The organism is Streptomyces piniterrae, assembly GCF_005048155.1.
GTDB classification, from domain to species: domain Bacteria; phylum Actinomycetota; class Actinomycetes; order Streptomycetales; family Streptomycetaceae; genus Streptomyces; species Streptomyces piniterrae.
Genome location: NZ_SUMB01000003.1, coordinates 530794 through 547581, shown reverse-complemented (window position 1 = coordinate 547581; position 16788 = coordinate 530794). Strand labels below are relative to the sequence as shown.

Genomic DNA, 16788 nt, shown 5'->3' with positions numbered 1-16788 from the left:
CTGCAATCGTGTCCAGTGGGTAGGGCAGACGTGTCCCACTACCGATGAACGGGAGGCCCCTGGTGGCCGCATCCGCTCAGCTGCTCCTCGATGCCCTGTCCTCCAAACCGGGAGGTGCGCAGATGGAGCCCGATCTGTTCGACGGCGTCTCCGACCCCGATTCCGGCCTGGACGGCTCCGGATCCCTCAGCTTCGCCGAGCCGCCGCTCACCAGCGAGCCGCCGCTCGCCGACGCCGCCCCGCTGACCAGCGAGGTCCCCATCGCCGCGGAACTGCCGCTGACCAGCGAGCCCACCGCCGCCGGCCTGGGCACGGAGTCCATGGAGGTCTGAGGACGCATGGGTCGCACGCGGCTTGCCCAGTTACACGGCATCGCCACGTCCTACGACCCTTCGCCCGGCCGGACGGTCCACACCGGTGAGGACACCCTCGTCGCCGTGCTCGCCGCACTCGGCGTCGACGCCTCGACCCCGGACGCCGTACGCGCCGCCCTCGACGCACACCAGCACACAGCGGCCCGCATCCTGCTGCCCCGCACCCTCGTCGGGCGCCCCGACCGGCCGCCCGACCTCACCGGGCTCCCCGAAGGCACCGTCCTGCGGGTGGAGACCGAGGCCGGGGAGAGCCCCGAGCCCGCGCCGGAGACCGGCGAGAACACCACCGGGAATCACCGGCTGGGCCGGCCGGCGCTCGGCCGGCTGCCGCTGGGTGTCCATGTGCTGCACGCCCACGCCCCCGACGGCCGCGCCGCCCGCGCCCACCTCGTCGTGGCACCGGACCGGGTGCCCGCACCGCCCGTGCGCAGCCACGGCTTCCTGGTGCAGCTCTACTCCCTGCTGTCCCGGCACTCCTGGGGCATGGGCGACCTCGGGGACCTCGCCGACCTCGCAGCCTGGTCGGGACGCGCCCTGGGCACCGGATTCGTCCAGCTCAACCCGTTGCACGCGGCCGTCCCGGGCCCGCCCACCGACCCCTCCCCCTACCGCCCCTCCTCGCGCCGCTTCCCCGACCCCGTCCATCTGCGCATCGAGCACGTCCCGGAGTACGCCCAGCTCTCCGGCACGGCCCGGCTGCGCGCCGACGAGCTGGCAGGGCGTGCCGAGGTGCTGCGCGCCGACGTCCTGGAACGGGGCGCGCTGATCGACCGGGACGCGGTCTGGGAGCTGAAGCGGGAAGCCCTGGACCTGCTGTGCGCGGTCCCGCTGACACCCGGCCGGCGCGCCGCGTACTGCGACTTCCTCGCCGAACAGGGCCAGGCCCTGGACGACCACGCCACCTGGTGCGCCATCGCCGAGCGGCACGGGTCCGACTGGCACTCCTGGCCCGCCGGGCTGCGCGACCCGCGGTCGGCGGCGACGGCCCGGCTGCGCGCTCTGCTGCTGGACCGGGTCGACTTCCACTGCCGCCTCGCCTGGCTCACCGACCAGCAGCTCGGCGCCGCGCAGCGGGCCGCGCGGGACGCCGGGATGGCCATCGGGCTGGTGCACGACCTCGCCGTCGGCGTCCATCCCGCCGGCGCCGACACCTGGGCGCAGCAGGACGCCTTCGCCACCGGAATGTCCATCGGGGCGCCGCCCGACGCCTTCAACGCCCGCGGCCAGGACTGGGGCCTGCCGCCCTGGCGCCCGGACGCGCTGGCCGCCGCGGGCTACGCCCCGTACCGGGAGCTGCTGCGCGGGCTGCTGCGGCATGCCGGCGCGCTGCGCATCGACCATGTGATGGGGCTGTTCCGGCTGTGGTGGGTCCCGGAGGGCCGGCCGCCGACGGACGGCACCTACGTCCGCTACGACGGCGAGGCCATGCTGTCGGTGCTGGCCCTGGAGGCGCACCGGGCGGGCGCCGCGGTGATCGGCGAGGACCTGGGAACCGTCGAGGCCGGCGTACGGGGCGCGCTCGCCGAGCGGGGCGTCCTGGGGACGTCGGTGCTGTGGTTCGAGCGTGCCTACGAGACGGCGGGGCCGGGCGACGGTGCGGCGGGGGACGAGGGCGCGGACGTCGGGCCGGGCGGCGGTGAGGCGCGCATCCTGGCCCCCGAGGAGTGGCGCAGCGGCTGTCTGGCCACCGTCACCACCCATGACCTGCCGAGCACCGCCGCCCGGCTGACCGGCGAGGATGTCGCCCTGCGCGAGCGGCTGGGGCTGCTGGCCGGCCCTGTGGACGGCGCGCGGTCCCGCGCCTCGTACGAACTCACCGAGTGGCTGCGGGAGTTGGCGCGCCAGGGGCTGCTCCCGGAGGGGGTCGGCGACGAGGAGGCAGCGGTCCGCGCCGTGCACCGCTTTCTGCTGCGCACCCCGGCGCGGATGGTGGGGATCTGGCTGCCCGACACGGTGGGCGACCGCCGGCCGCAGAACCTCCCCGGCACATGGGACGAATACCCGAACTGGCGCCTGCCGATCGCCGGCCCCGACGGCCGCCCGCAGACCCTCGAGGAGCTCGCCGCCTCGCCCCGACTGCACGCACTGATGCGGGAACTGTCCGACGGAGCGCTCAACCGGGAGCCGTAGGGCCGGTCTTCTGCCGCGCCCCCTCGGCCGCGCCACCCCGGCCGGCCGCCCGGGAGCCGGGGCGGCCGCTGACGCCACCCCGGGCGCGCGGCGCGCACGGCCGTCCGATACGTTGACTTCGTGAGCAACAAGGTCAATAAGAATGTCCTGCGCGCCGGAACCATCACGGCCGGCACCGCGCTGATGCTGCTGATGTCGTCCCCCGCGTTTGCGCTCACCCGCGACGATGGTGACGACCCGGGTCCGGGCCTGAGCGTGATCGAGACGCTCGGCCTCTATGTCGCACTGCCCATCGTGATCTTCCTGGTGATCGCCGGACTGGTCATGGCGGGCGACAAATCCCGCAAGCAGGCCGGGTCCGAGAGCTGAGACCAGGCCGCTGCGACGTCTTGAGGGCGTCCAGCCGGTTCATACGAACCGGTTGGACGCCCTTTGTCGTACCCGGACACATCCCCGGGTGTTTCCGCAGGTGAAAAAGGGGTTGCGAGGGCGCTATCGGGCGGTTTTGGGCCGGTTTGGGAGGGGGGAGGTGTTTAACCGGACCCAACCTACGATGACGTAACCTACGGCTCCGTAGGTCCCCCGCCTACGGTCCCGTAGGTTTCGTCGTCCCCCGGAGTCCCCCCGTGACCATCGCCCCCGCCCGCCACAACGGAGAGCGCGGCCAGGCCGCCTGGACCGACGCCCAGCTGCTCTACGCGCTCGAAGAGGTCGTCGAGAAGGAGCTCAACCGGCATCTCAAGGTCGCCAAGGAATGGATGCCCCACGAGTACGTGCCCTGGAGCGACGGGCGGAACTTCGACGGGGTGATGGGCGGCGAGGCATGGGCCCCCGAGCAGTCCAAGGTCTCCGACATCGGCCGGATCGCCCTCGTGGTCAACCTCCTCACCGAGGACAACCTCCCCAGCTACCACCACGAGATCGCCACCCTCTTCGGCCGCGACGGCGCCTGGGGCACCTGGGTGCACCGCTGGACGGCGGAGGAGGGCCGGCACGGCATCGTCATGCGCGACTACCTGCTCACCAGCCGCGCCGTCGACCCGGTCGAGCTGGAGCGGTTCCGCATGGCGCACATGTCGGAGGGCTTCGAGTCCGACAACTCGCACAGCATGCTGCACTCCGTGGCGTATGTCGCCTTCCAGGAGCTGGCCACCCGGATCTCGCACCGCAACACCGGCCACCACTCCGGCGACCCGGTCTGCGACCGGATGCTGGCCCGGATCGCCACCGACGAGAACCTCCACATGGTCTTCTACCGCAACCTGCTCGGCGCGGCCTTCGAGATGGCCCCCGACCAGACCATGTGCGCCGTACGCGATGTCGTCACCGGCTTCCGGATGCCCGGCCACGGCATGCCCGGCTTCGAGCGGTCCGCCGCCCGGATGGCCATCGGCGGGATCTACAACCTGCGCATCCACCACGACGACGTACTGCAGCCCGTACTGCGCTTCCTCAAGGTGCTGGAGATCAGCGGCCTGGGCCCGGCCGGCCTCGCGGCGCAGGAGGAACTGGGCCTGTTCATGGGCGGCCTCGACGACCAGGCCCGCAAGTTCGACGAGCGCCAGGCGGCGATCCTGGCACGGCGCGCCGCGCGCAGCGCGTGACGCCGCGCCGGGGCTGAGCCGACCTGGTTCCCGCCGTTCTCGGCTGCCCGGCCGTGGGGGCCGGACAGCCGAGAACGGCGGGAACCAACCCGGCCGTACGCTACGCGACATGGCCAACTGGGACATCAAGAAGCTGCGCATCCTGCGCACACTCCAAGAGCTGGGCACGGTCACCGCGACCGCCGAGGCGCTGCACATGACGCCCTCGGCCGTCTCGCAGCAGCTGACCGGTCTCGCCAAGCAGCTCGGAGTGACGCTCCTGGAGGCCCACGGGCGGCGCGTGCGGCTGACCGACGCCGCGCATCTGGTGCTGCGGCACGCCGAGGCGGTCTTCGCCCAGTTGGAGCGCGCGGACGCGGAGCTCCTCGGCTATCTCCAGGGCGAGGCGGGCGAGGTCCGGGTCGGCGCGTTCTCCACCGCCATCCCCGCGCTGGTCGTGCCCGCCGTACAGGAGTTGCGTCGGACGCACCCCGGCCTGGCGGTGGCCGTGCGGGAGGCGGAGGCGGAGGCCGCGTACGAGCTGCTCGCCGAGGGCAGCGTCGATCTCGCGCTGTCCCTCGCCGCGCACGCGCCGACCCCGCGCGACCCCAAGTTCAGCCGGGTCTCACTGCTCGCCGACCCGCTCGACGTGGCGCTGCCGGCCGGGCATCCGCTGGCCGCCGAACCGGGGCTGCGGCTGGCGGATCTGGCGGGGGAGCCGTGGATCTTCGGCAGCAGCGGCCCCTGGTCGCAGATCACCACCACCGCCTGCGAGAGCGCCGGATTCGTGCCCGAGCAGGCGCATGCCGCCGCCGACTGGAGCGCGATCTGGGCGATGGTCGCGGCGGGGATGGGCGTGGCGTTGGTGCCCCGGATGGCGATGGCGGGCGGTATCGGGGCGCTGCGCCGCGACGACCGGGGCGCCGGTGTCGCACTGCGGGTGCTGCACGCCGATCAGCCGCGCCGCCATGTGGTGGCGGCCGCCCGGCGCGGGGCCGAAGGGGCGCCGGGCCTGTCCCGGGTGCTGGCCGCGCTCCGGCAGGCGGCGGCCGCCCAGGCGCCGGACGAGGGCCAGGGGCAGCCCGGCTGAGCGATCCGAGCGATCCGACACCTCACCAACCTTTCAGTTCTGCTGAACATAATCTCCAAGAACTTTCGATGGACCTGTTGGTTGGTGCGCTGCGAAGGTAGAGCCGTCCACCACACCGGCCACACCGAAGGGCAGAGATGACCACCACCCCGGCCGCTCACTCCACTGACCCGCACGCCAACGACGCCAACCCGTACGGCGGCGGCGACCCCTACGCGGACTACCGCGGCGGGGACTTCCCCTTCACCTCGCTCGTCGACCTCGCCGACCGCCGCTTCGGCGCCGGCGTGATCGCCGCGAACGACGAGTTCTTCGCCGAGCGCGAGAACCTGCTGAAGCCGGGCCCGGCGGTCTTCGACCCCGAGCACTTCGGCCACAAGGGCAAGATCATGGACGGCTGGGAAACCCGGCGCCGCCGCGGCGCCGACGGTGAGCACCCCTTCCCGACCGACGACGAGCACGACTGGGCGCTGATCCGCCTCGCCGCCCCCGGCGTGATCCGCGGCGTCATCGTCGACACCGCCCACTTCCGCGGCAACTACCCGCAGCAGATCACCGTCGAGGCCACCGCGCTGCCCGGCAGCCCCAGCCCCGAGGACCTGCTCGCCGCCGACGTGAAGTGGGAGGAACTGGTCCCGCGCACCCCCGTCCGCGGCCATGCCGCCAACGGCTTCGAGGTCACCGCCGAGCGCCGCTTCACCCACCTCCGCCTCAAGCAGCACCCCGACGGCGGCATAGCCAGGCTGCGGGTCTACGGCGAGGTCGTCCCCGACCCCGAGTGGCTGGACGTCCTCGGCACCCTGGACCTGGCCTCCGTGATGCACGGCGGCACCGTCGAGGACGCCTCCGACCGCTTCTACTCCTCGCCGACCCAGATCATCCAGCCCGACCTGTCCCGCAAGATGGACGATGGCTGGGAGAACCGCCGCCGCCGGGTCAAGGGCACCAACGACTGGGTGCGCTTCCGCCTCGCCGCGCAGGGCGAGATCCGCGCCGTCGAGATCGACACCGCGTACCTCAAGGGCAACTCCGCCGGCTGGGCGGCGCTCTACGGCTGCGACGCGGAGTCCGCCGACCCGGCCGACGCGTCCGCGTGGTTCGAGATCCTGCCGCGGACCAAGCTCCAGCCCGACACCCCGCACCGCTTCAAGCTGCCCGCGTCCGTCACCGCCACCCATGTACGGCTGGACGTCTTCCCGGACGGTGGCCTCTCCCGGATGCGGGTACACGGCACCCTCACCGAGACCGGGCGCGCCGCCCTCGGCCGCCGCTTCGACGCACTGGGCGGCTGAGCCCGCGTCACCCCTGCTTCCGCCGGGCCCCGTAGGTGGGGGACGGGGCCCGGCGGAGACCCCGGGCTCTTGAGGAGCAACGGGGATCCCCCTCTCGTCCGGCGGACGGCAGCGCAGGCCCGCGCCGCCGCCGGGCGGCACCACTTCCCGCCCGCCCGCACCCTGAACCGGGCCGGCGGGAGGAAAAGGCGTGGGCGCCCGGAACCGGCAAGGTCCCGGGCGCCCACGCTCCCCCAAGCTCTCAAGGAGCCTCGGAGCGGTCGTCAGCCGGCCGCCGCCGCGTCCGCCGCCTGCGCCTTCAGCGCCCGCTCGATGCCCGACCGCGACTCCGTCACCAGCCGGCGCAGCGCCGCGTTCGGCTCGGCCGAGGCCAGCCAGGCGTCCGTCCGGTCCAGGGTCTCCTGCGAGACCTGGAGCGACGGGTAGAGGCCGACCGCGATCTGCTGCGCCATCTCGTGGCTGCGGGACTCCCACACGCCCTTGACCGCGTCGAGGTACTTCGCGGTGTAGGGCGCCAGCAGCTCACGCTGGTCGGTCTGCACAAAGCCGCCGATCACGGCCTCCTGCACGGCGTTCGGCAGCTTGTCGGACTCCACCACCGACGCCCATGCCTCCGTCTTGGCCTCGGCCGTCGGCCGTGCCGCCCGCGCGGTCGCGGCATGCCGTTCGCCGGCGGAGGTCTTGTCCCGTTCCAGCTCCGCCGCGATGGCCTTCTCGTCGGCCCGCCCGGTGGCGGCCAGCCGCTGCAGCAGCGACCAGCGCAGCTCGGTGTCCACGGCCAGCCCCTCCAGCACCTCCGTACCGTCCAACAGGCCCTGGAGCAGATCCAGTTGCTCCTCCGTACGGGCCGTGGCGGCGAACGCGCGGGCCCACGCCAGCTGGTGGTCACCGCCCGGCGCGGCGGCCCGCAGATGCTCCAGCGCCGCCTCGGTCCACTGCGCCAGACCGGTCGCCCGCCACTCCGGCGCCGCGTACAGGTCCAGCGCCAGCTTCACCTGCCGGTGCAGCGACTGGACGACGCCGATGTCCGACTCCTTGCCGATCCCGGACAGCACCAGCGACAGATAGTCGCGGGTGGCCAGCTCGGCGTCCCGGGTCATGTCCCAGGCCGACGCCCACGACAGGGCGCGCGGCAGCGACTCGGTGAAGTCGCCGAGATGCGCGGTGACCGCCTTCAGCGACTCCTCGTCGAGACGCACCTTCGCGTACGAGAGGTCGTCGTCGTTGAGCAGGACTACGGCCGGCCGCAGCGTACCGGTCAGCTGCGGGACCTCGGTCAGCTCGCCGTCGACGTCCAGCTCGATCCGCTCCTTGCGGACCAGCTTGCCGTCCTCGTGCGCGTACAGGCCGATCGCGATCCGGTGCGGGCGCAGCACCGGGTCGCCCTTCGCGCCGGCGGGCAGCGCGGGGGCCTCCTGCCGGACCGCGAAGGAGGTGATGGTGCCGTCGTCGTCCGTGGCGATCTCCGGCCGCAGGATGTTGATCCCCGCCGTCTCCAGCCACTTCTTCGACCAGGTCTTCAGATCCCGGCCGCTGGTCTCCTCCAGCGCGCCCAGCAGATCGCTCAGCCGGGTGTTCCCGTACGCATGCGTCTTGAAGTACGCCTGCACACCCTTGAAGAACTCGTCCATGCCGACGTACGCGACGAGCTGCTTGAGCACACTCGCGCCCTTGGCGTAGGTGATCCCGTCGAAGTTGACCAGCACATCGTCGAGGTCGCGGATCTCCGCCATGATCGGGTGCGTCGACGGCAGCTGGTCCTGCCGGTAGGCCCAGGTCTTCATCGAGTTGGCGAACGTGGTCCACGAGTGCGGCCACTTGCTGCCCGGCGCGTAGGCCTGGCAGGCGATCGACGTGTAGGTGGCGAACGACTCGTTCAGCCACAGGTCGTTCCACCACTCCATGGTGACCAGATCGCCGAACCACATGTGCGCCAGCTCGTGCAGGATCGTCTCGGCGCGCACCTCGTACGCCGCGTCCGTCACCTTCGACCGGAACACGTACTGGTCGCGGATGGTCACCGCACCCGCGTTCTCCATCGCCCCGGCATTGAACTCCGGCACGAACAGCTGGTCGTACTTGGCGAACGGATAGGCGTAGTCGAACTTCTCCTCGAACCAGTCGAAGCCCTGCCGGGTGACCGCGAAGATCTCGTCCGCGTCCAGGTGCTCGGCGAGCGAGGGCCGGCAGTAGATGCCCAGCGGCACGCTGCGCCCGTCGCCCTCCCAGCTGCTGTGCACGCTGTGGTACGGGCCGACGATCAGCGCGGTGATGTACGTGGAGATCCGCGGCGTCGGCTCGAACCGCCACACATTGCCGGACGGCTCCGGCGTCGGCGAATTCGAGATGACCGTCCAGCCCTCCGGCGCCTTCACGGTGAACTGGAACGTCGCCTTCAGATCCGGCTGCTCGAAGGACGCGAACACCCGCCGCGCATCCGGCACCTCGAACTGCGTGTACAGATACGCCTGCTGGTCCACCGGGTCGACGAACCGGTGCAGCCCCTCACCGGTGTTGGTGTACGCGCAGTCCGCGACCACCGTCAGCTCGTTGCGGCCGGTGAGCAGCCCCGCCAGCGCGATCCGCGAGTCCTTGAACACCTCGGCCGGATCCAGCGCCTCGCCGTTGAGCGTGACCTCGTGCACGGCCGGCGCGACCAGATCGATGAACGTCTCCGCACCCGCCTCGGCCACATCGAACCGCACCGTCGTCGCGGACCGGTAGGTGCCTCCCTCCTGCGCCCCGGAGAGGTCGAGATCGATCTCGTACGCGTCCACGGTCAGCAGCCGCGCCCGCTGCTGCGCCTCGTCGCGGGTCAGATTCGTGCCAGGCACCCCGTCATCTCCTTCGCATCATCCATCGGGTCGGGATCTTCGGCCATCCTTCCACGCCGTGACTGTCGGTGCCGGTGAGTAAGGGGAGCTCAGCGGCCGTAGGCCTTGTGGAGCTGCGGCCCAATGACCCCTGGAAATGCCGAGGGCCCGTGCGGAGTGTCCGTACGGGCCCTCTTCAGGCACATCAGCCATGCATTGAGCAACCCCCGCGGCGAGTGACCACCTACGCGAGAGCGATGGGGGTCCCCCCGCGCCTTAAGCGTGGGGGAGGTTTAGCCGCAAAGAGCCGTCAGCCGCGCAGCTCCGCCGCGACCAGCTCCGCGATCTGGACGGCGTTCAGCGCCGCGCCCTTGCGGAGGTTGTCGTTGGAGACGAACAGCGCCAGGCCGTTCTCGGCCGTCTCGTCCTCGCGGATGCGGCCCACGAACGAGGCGTCCTGGCCCGCGGCCTGGAGCGGCGTCGGCACGTCGGAGAGGGTGACGCCGGGGGCGCCGGCCAGCAGCTCCTGGGCGCGGGCGGCGCTGATCGGACGCGCGAAGCGGGCGTTGATCTGGAGCGAGTGGCCGCTGAAGACCGGGACGCGGACGCAGGTGCCGGAGACCTTGAGCTCCGGGATGTCCAGGATCTTGCGGCTCTCGTTGCGGAGCTTCTGCTCCTCGTCCGTCTCGTGCAGACCGTCGTCGACGATCGAGCCGGCCATCGGCAGCACGTTGAATGCGATCGGGCGGACGTAGGTGCCCGGCTCGGGGAACTCCACCGCCGCGCCGTCGTGCACCAGCTTGGTGGCGTCCTGCTCGATGACCTTGCGGGCCTGCCCGTCCAGCTCCGCCACACCGGCGAGCCCGCTGCCGGACACCGCCTGGTAGGTGGAGACGACCAGCGAGACCAGCCCGGCCTCGTCGTGCAGCGGACGCAGCACCGGCATCGCGGCCATCGTCGTGCAGTTCGGGTTGGCGATGATGCCCTTGGGCCGGTCCGTGATGGCCTGCGGGTTGACCTCGGAGACGACCAGCGGCACCTGGGGGTCACGGCGCCAGGCGGAGGAGTTGTCGATCACGACGGGACCGGCGGCGGCGACCTTCTCGGCCAGCGCCTTGGACGTCGCACCGCCGGCCGAGAACAGCACGATGTCCAGCCCGGAGTAGTCCGCGGTGGCCGCGTCCTCGACGGTGATCTCGGTGTCCAGCCAGGGCAGCGTACGGCCGGCGGACCGGGCCGAAGCGAACAGCCGCAGCTGCTCGACCGGGAAGTTCCGCTCGGCGAGAATGCCCCGCATCACGCCGCCGACCTGTCCGGTGGCTCCGACGATTCCGATCCTCATGGGACTCCTTCTTTCTGACCTGACTGAGCTGCCTGACTGAGGCGTCTGCACGGAACACCTGCTCAGTAGTGGCTCCATCATGTGTGTGACACCCGTCGCCTTGTCCAATCCATTCCGTTCCGTGCCGAGTCCGTGGACAGGACGGCGACGCAGCGTGCATGAATGATCGCAGCGCGCACGGGTGATCGCATTTCGTGCCCCCCGGCCGGCGGGGGCGCGCCCGGCCCGTATACCCCGCCGAGTGAACGCCCGGTGTCCGCCGTTCGCCCCCGGGAACAGAAACCGGTGACCGGGCGATTACGCGGAGCTCCCTGTGCGGTGATGGGCAAGCGGCGTTGCGGTGGCGTTCACCAGCAGGTCAATTCCGGTGCCAACGATCCAGGGTGACAGGGCAGTTGAGCGGTCGGCGGGCGACGAGGCGTCCCCTCCGCCGCCACCGGCCCCGGCCCGCCTTCGCGTTCGCACTCGGGGAGTTCGCGCATGTCCCGCACACGGTCCACCGCCGCCGCTCTCGACCGCCGTACGTTTCTTGCCGTCTCTGCCGCGACCGGCGTCGTCGGCGCCGCCACCGGACTCGGGCTCACCCTCGGTGGGGACCGGCCCGCCGCGGCCGCCACCGTCACCCCGGGCCCGGCACCCGCCGCACCCGCCCCCGTCCAGGCCCCCGCCGTGCCGGGCGTGCCGTACAAGCGGGGCACCACCCTCGCCGGCGTCGCCACCCCGCGCGGCACCTCCGGCTACCGCCGGCTCGCCGACGGCCCCGCCTGGGACCGGGTCGTCCGCGCCGAGCTCGGCTCCGCCCACCGCGGGCGCGACCAGCGGCGCACCGCGCTCGCCTCGTTCGTCCAGTTCACCGATCTGCACCTGGTCGACGTGCAGCACCCGCTGCGCTACGAGTACCTGCGCGCCGAGACCGCCAGCGCCTGGCGGCCGCAGGAGGCGCTCTCCGTCGCCGGGGTGGTCTCGCTGATCGAGCGGGTCAACGCGCTGCCGGGCGGGCCCGCCACCGGGGCGCCGCTGTCCTTCGTGATGACCACCGGCGACAACACCGACAACAACTCCCGGCTCGAACTCGACTGGTTCCTGACCGCGATGAGCGGCGGCCGGATCACCCCCAACTCCGGCGCCCCGCACCGCTACGAAGGCGTCCAGGACAGCGGGCTGACGCTGTACTGGCAGCCGGACAGCGCGCTTCGCGACGCCGACAAGAAGCTCGGCTTCCCGCGGCTGGACGGATTCCTGGACGCGGCGATCCGCACCGTGCACAGCCCCGGCCTGCGTCTGCCCTGGTACTCGACGGTCGGCAACCACGACTCGCTGCCGGGCGGCTGCTACGCCCCGGGCGACCCCTTCTGGACCGAGATAGCCACCGGCGGCCGCAAGCTGGAGACGCTGCCCGCCGCCGAGGCCGCGAAGGTGTGGAAGGCGGTCAAGAAGGGCCTCGACCCCAAGGGGGAGGACTTCAAGCGGCTGCTGAAGTCGCACGCCAGGCAGGCGCGGACGGTCACCCCCGACGAGCGTCGCGCGCCCTTCACCCGTGCCGAGTACCTCAAGGCCCACCTGGACCCGGCCCGCACCGGACCGGGACCGCACGGCCACGGCTACACCGCCGACGACCTCGCCGAGGACCGGCTCTACTACACCTTCAAGATCTCCGACGATGTCCTCGGCATCAGCCTGGACACCACCGACCCCGGCGGGCACTACACCGGCTCCATCGGTGACGGCCAGCTGAAGTGGCTCAAGCGGGTGCTGAAGGAGAACGAGAAGGGCGAGCAGGCCTACGTCCTGGTCTTCAGCCACCACACCAGCAAGACCATGAACAACACCCGCCCCGACCCGGCCCGCCCGCACGAGCGGCGGCACGGCGGCCCCGAACTGGTCGAGCTGCTGTCCGCCCACCCCGGCGTCGTGGGCTGGATCAACGGGCACAGCCACAAGAACGACATCACCCCGCACGGCAGCTTCTGGGAGATCACCACCGCCTCGCACATCGACTTCCCGCAACTCGCCCGGGTCATCGAGCTGGTGGACAACCACGACGGCACGCTGTCGCTGTTCACCACCCTGGTGGAGTCGGCCGCCCCGCACCGTACCGACTTCACCGACCTGTCCCAGACCGGCCTGGCCGCCCTCTACCGCGAACTGTCCTTCAACGCCCCCGAGGCCCGCTCGGACCTGGCGGGCACCGCCCAGGACCGCAACGCCGAACTCCTGCTGAAGCGGCGCTGACCTGGAATACCGCCCGGCGCCCCCGCGTTGGGCCCTGCAAGGGGCCCTCGCAACCCCTAGGGGTTCTGTTCGAACGCCCCCTAGGGGTCCCGCTACCGCGGCAGCACCACCACATACGAGCTCGGCTCCCGGTCCGATGCCGCCATCAGTGCCGTACGGACCACCGTCGCCTGCTGCTCCGGCGCCTCGCGCAGGGTGCGCGGCACACAGCGGACGACGGTGATGCCCAGCCGCTCCAGATGCTCGCGCTTGCGGTCGTACGGCGAGCGCAGCGGGTCCTGCTCCGCGCGCGGCGCCCTGGTGTCGATCTCCAGGGCCACCGAGTGCTCCGGCCAGTACGCGTCCACACCCCCCAGGTGCGGCCCGCCCGGCAGCCGCAGATCGACGTTCCACAGCGGGTCGGGCAGGTCGTACCGGCGCACCATCGCGTACAGCCGCTGCTCGGCCAGCGTCCGGCCCTCGGCCACCAGGGTGTCCACTGCGTCCACCACATGCGGCCGGCTCAGCAGCCGCGCCCGGCTCAACTCCGCCACCAGCGTGGCCGCTTCGCAGTGCCCGCCGCGGACCGCCTCGGTCAGCAGCCGGCGCACCGACGTCGGATCGTCGAGCCGGTCCACCGCGTCCGCCAGCGCCCGCACGACCGGCGCGGTGGGCACCCCGGTGACCTCCTCCGGGTCCGGCAGCTCCGGTGCCCGGACGATCTGCGCGAAACCGGTCGAACGCAGCCGCCGGGTGCGGGCGACCAGCACCTCGATCCGGTCCAGGGAGAGCAGTGGGGGAGCGCCGGCGAAGCCGTGCAGGGCGAGCGCCGCCAGCCCGGTGATCATCGCCTCCGGTCCGGTGCGCCGCTCGCCGCCGCCCTGGCGGGGCACGCCAGCGCCGCGGTGGGTGGCGTACAGCAGAACGGCATGCAGCCGCTCCTCGCTGGTGGGCGGCCCAGGGTGCAGCAGATACACCCCCGGCAGCACCTGCTGCCAAGGGCCGCCGGGCCGGCACCGTTCGGTGGTCTCCGGCGCGCTGACGCCGTGCTCACGCAGCTGCCGCGTGGTCAGCACCCGGCGCCGGACGTCGGAGAGATGGCGGAGGGGGAGGGGGGAGAGCGGGGTGTCGTGGTTCATGACCCGGCCATTCCACCCTCGCCCCGCCCCCTAACCGCTGTTACACGCCCGTACCACAAACCGGACAACCCCGTCCTAAAGTACGGGCGTTCGACTGCCGAAAGAGGCTGGTCGGAACGGGGGTTACGGCCTCGCCGCCGCGGCCTCGTCACAAGCCTGTGCCCGCAGCGCCCGCGCCAGATCGTCCCGCTCCTCCGACACCAGCCGGCGCAGCGCGGGCGCCGCCGCCGCGTGCTCCGTCAGCCAGGCGTCCGCGGCGTCCAGCGTCCGCTGCTCCACCTGCCAGTACGGGAACAGCCCGCGCACCACCGCCATGCCGATCTCGATGGACCGCTCCCGCCACACCCGCTCGATCATCTCGAAGTAGCGCGGCGCGTACGGCGCCAGCAGCTCCCGCTGCCCCAGCTGCGCGAACCCGCTGATCGTCGCCTCCACCAGCGCGTTCGACAGCGCGTCGGACTCCACCACATCCGCCCACGCCCGCGCCTTGACCTCCGCGGACGGGCGGGCGGCCAGGCAGCGCACCTGGTAGCGCTTGCCGGACGCGGTGTCGTCACGGGCCAGTTCCGCGGCGATGCCCGCCTCGTCCACCACACCGTGCGAGACCAGTGGTTCCAGGAACGTCCAGCGCAGCTCCTGGTCCACGTCCAGCCCGTCGATCTTCGCGGTGCCGTCCAGCAGGCCGCGCAGCAGCTGAAGGTCGGTCTCGGCCGAGGCGACCGAGGCGAAGTGCCGGGCCCAGGCGAGCTGGTGGTCGCTGCCCGGCTCGGCCAGCCGCAGCTCACGCACCGCGCCCTCGGCCAGCTCGCGTCCCGCACTCTCGCGGCGGCCCGGCGCCGAGTAGTGCTCCAGCGCGGTACGGGCCTGGCCGTGCAGCGACTGCAGCACGCCGATGTCGGTCTCCCGGCCGGCGAACCGCAGCACCAGGTCCAGGTAGTCACGGGCCGGCATCAGCCCGTCGCGGGTCAGGCCCCACAGCGCGGCCCAGCACAGCGCGCGCGCCAGCGGGTCGGCGAGGTCGCCGAGCCGGGCCCGCAGCGTGGCCAGCGATCCCTCGTCGAAGCGGATCTTGCAGTACGTCAGGTCCTCGTCGTTGACCAGGATCAGCTCGGGACGCTCGATCCCGGTCAGCTCCGACACGACCGTGTGCGCGCCGGTGACGTCCACCTCGACATGGGCGTAGCGCGTCAGCGCGGTGTCGCCGCTCCGCCGCCGGTAGAGCCCGACCGCGACCCGGTGCGGCCGCAGCTCGGGATGCGAGGCGGCGGCCTCCTGGAGAATGCTCAGCTCCGTGATCCGGTCCTGCGCGTCATACGTCACCTGCGGGGTGAGGGAGTTCACCCCCGCGGTCTCCAGCCAGGCACGCGACCAGGCCGCCATGTCCCGCCCCGACGTCTCCTCCAGCACCGACAGCAGATCCGTCAGCCGTGTGTTGCCGTACGCGTGCCGCTTGAAATAGCGCCGCGCGCCTTCCAGGAACGCGTTCTGCCCGGCGTACGCCACCAGCTGCTTGAGCACCGCGGCGCCCTTGGCGTAGGTGATGCCGTCGAAGTTGAGCTTGGCGTCCTCCAGGTCACGGATGTCGGCGGTGACCGGATGGGTGGAGGGCAGCTGGTCGGCACGGTAGGCCCAGGACTTGCGCCGATTGGCGAAGGTGATCCAGCCGTCCCGGAAGCGCGTCGACTCCACCAGCGAGAACGCGCCCATGAAGTCCGCGAACGACTCCTTGAGCCAGAGGTCGTCCCACCACTGCATGGTGACCAGATCCCCGAACCACATATGCGCCATCTCGTGGAGGATGACGTTGGCCCGGCCCTCGTACGACGCGTCGGTCACCTTCCCCCGGAAGATGAACTCCTCGCGGAAGGTGACACAGCCCGGGTTCTCCATCGCGCCGAGGTTGTACTCCGGCACGAACGCCTGGTCGTACTTCCCGAACGGGTACGGATAGTCGAAGTGGTCGTGGAAGAAGTCCAGGCCCTGCTTGGTGACCGTGAAGATGTCCTCCGCGTCGAAGTGCTTCGCCAGCCCCTTCCGGCACAGCGCGCCCAGCGGGATCTCCAGCTCGCTCCCGTCCTCGAAGGTGCGCCGGTAGCTGTCGGAGACATAGTGGTACGGGCCGGCGACGACGGCCGTGATGTACGTGGAGATCGGCCGGGTGGTCGCGAACCTGTGCCGCCCGCCCTCGGCCGCCCCCTCCTGCTCCCCGTTGCTGAGCACCCGCCACCCCTCGGGCGCGGTCACCTCGAAGGTGAACGGGGCCTTCAGATCCGGCTGTTCGAAATTGGCGAAGACTCGTCGGGCATCGGCCGGTTCGTACTGGGTGTAGAGGTAGACCTCGCCGTCCTCCGGGTCCACGAACCGGTGCAGGCCCTCGCCGGTACGGCTGTAGGCGCACTGCGCGTCGACGACGAGGGTGTTCTCCGCGGCCAGCCCGTCCAGCGCGATCCGGGTGCCGTCGAACACCGAGGCCACGTCCAGCGCACGGCCGTTGAGGGTGACCGAGGTCACGGACGGCGCGAGCAGATCGGCGAAGGTGGCGGCGCCGGGCTCGGCGCAGCGGAAACGGATCGTCGTCAGGGAGCGGAACGTCTGAGCCTCCGCCGCCCCGTCGTGCCGTACCGCTGAGCGGACATCGAGCGCCACGTCGTACCCGTCGACGCTCAGCAGTCGCCCCCGCTCGTGCGCCTCGTCCCGGGACAGATTCTCACCTGGCACGACGTGACTCCCTCGTCCTCGTCTCGAATATCGAACACTGGGAATCATGGCACGGGGCCCGGCTGTTGAACCGTCCACAGAGCAGCTCACACGAGG

Annotated in this window: 11 protein-coding genes; 7 read left to right on the top strand and 4 right to left on the bottom strand. The window is 71.8% G+C overall.

Features of this window, described 5'->3' with window-relative positions:
• Window positions 1-62 precede the first annotated feature (62 nt).
• The 6 genes from FCH28_RS11150 to alc all read left to right on the top strand — a co-directional run bounded on the left by FCH28_RS11150 (window position 63) and on the right by alc (window position 6469).
• Window positions 63-332 (top strand): hypothetical protein, encoded by a 270-nt coding sequence (locus FCH28_RS11150; protein WP_136739650.1) that lies wholly within the window; start codon window positions 63-65, stop codon window positions 330-332.
• 6 nt (window positions 333-338) lie between these two features.
• Window positions 339-2504 carry a 4-alpha-glucanotransferase gene (gene malQ / locus FCH28_RS11145; protein WP_136739649.1) on the top strand — a complete coding sequence of 722 codons (2166 nt, stop codon included), beginning with the start codon at window positions 339-341 and terminating at the stop codon, window positions 2502-2504.
• Between the two features lie 120 nt (window positions 2505-2624).
• A complete protein-coding gene (locus FCH28_RS11140) occupies window positions 2625-2873 on the top strand; it encodes a hypothetical protein (protein ID WP_136739648.1) in 249 nt (82 codons plus the stop codon).
• 257 nt (window positions 2874-3130) lie between these two features.
• Entirely contained in the window at window positions 3131-4108 is a 978-nt protein-coding gene (locus FCH28_RS11135; RefSeq protein ID WP_136739647.1) for an acyl-ACP desaturase, read from the top strand.
• Window positions 4109-4217: 109 nt separating this feature from the next.
• On the top strand, window positions 4218-5177 hold the full coding sequence (locus tag FCH28_RS11130) for a LysR family transcriptional regulator (RefSeq protein WP_136739646.1): 960 nt from the start codon (window positions 4218-4220) through the stop codon (window positions 5175-5177).
• A 137-nt stretch (window positions 5178-5314) separates the two neighbouring features.
• Entirely contained in the window at window positions 5315-6469 is a 1155-nt protein-coding gene (alc, locus tag FCH28_RS11125) for an allantoicase (RefSeq protein WP_136739645.1), read from the top strand.
• A gap of 263 nt (window positions 6470-6732) precedes the next feature.
• Here alc and pepN (FCH28_RS11120) read toward each other — a convergent pair whose 3' ends face one another.
• Together pepN (FCH28_RS11120) and FCH28_RS11115 are read right to left on the bottom strand one after the other, a co-directional pair.
• Window positions 6733-9303 carry an aminopeptidase N gene (gene pepN / locus FCH28_RS11120; protein ID WP_136739644.1) on the bottom strand — a complete coding sequence of 857 codons (2571 nt, stop codon included), beginning with the start codon at window positions 9301-9303 and terminating at the stop codon, window positions 6733-6735.
• A 289-nt stretch (window positions 9304-9592) separates the two neighbouring features.
• Complete coding sequence (locus FCH28_RS11115; RefSeq protein WP_136739643.1) at window positions 9593-10624, bottom strand: aspartate-semialdehyde dehydrogenase; 1032 nt, start codon at window positions 10622-10624, stop codon at window positions 9593-9595.
• Window positions 10625-11104: 480 nt separating this feature from the next.
• On the opposite strand from FCH28_RS11115, the gene FCH28_RS11110 reads away from it, so the two are divergent.
• Complete coding sequence (locus FCH28_RS11110) at window positions 11105-12856, top strand: TIGR03767 family metallophosphoesterase (protein ID WP_136739642.1); 1752 nt, start codon at window positions 11105-11107, stop codon at window positions 12854-12856.
• Between the two features lie 92 nt (window positions 12857-12948).
• On the opposite strand, the gene FCH28_RS11105 is transcribed toward FCH28_RS11110, so the two are convergent.
• Together FCH28_RS11105 and pepN (FCH28_RS11100) are read right to left on the bottom strand one after the other, a co-directional pair.
• A complete protein-coding gene (locus FCH28_RS11105) occupies window positions 12949-13974 on the bottom strand; it encodes a hypothetical protein (RefSeq protein WP_136739641.1) in 1026 nt (341 codons plus the stop codon).
• Window positions 13975-14097: 123 nt separating this feature from the next.
• The gene (gene pepN, locus FCH28_RS11100) at window positions 14098-16692 is read right to left on the bottom strand and encodes an aminopeptidase N (RefSeq protein ID WP_136739640.1); all 2595 of its coding nucleotides are present in this window, start codon (window positions 16690-16692) and stop codon (window positions 14098-14100) included.
• Between the last annotated feature and the right edge of the window lie 96 nt (window positions 16693-16788).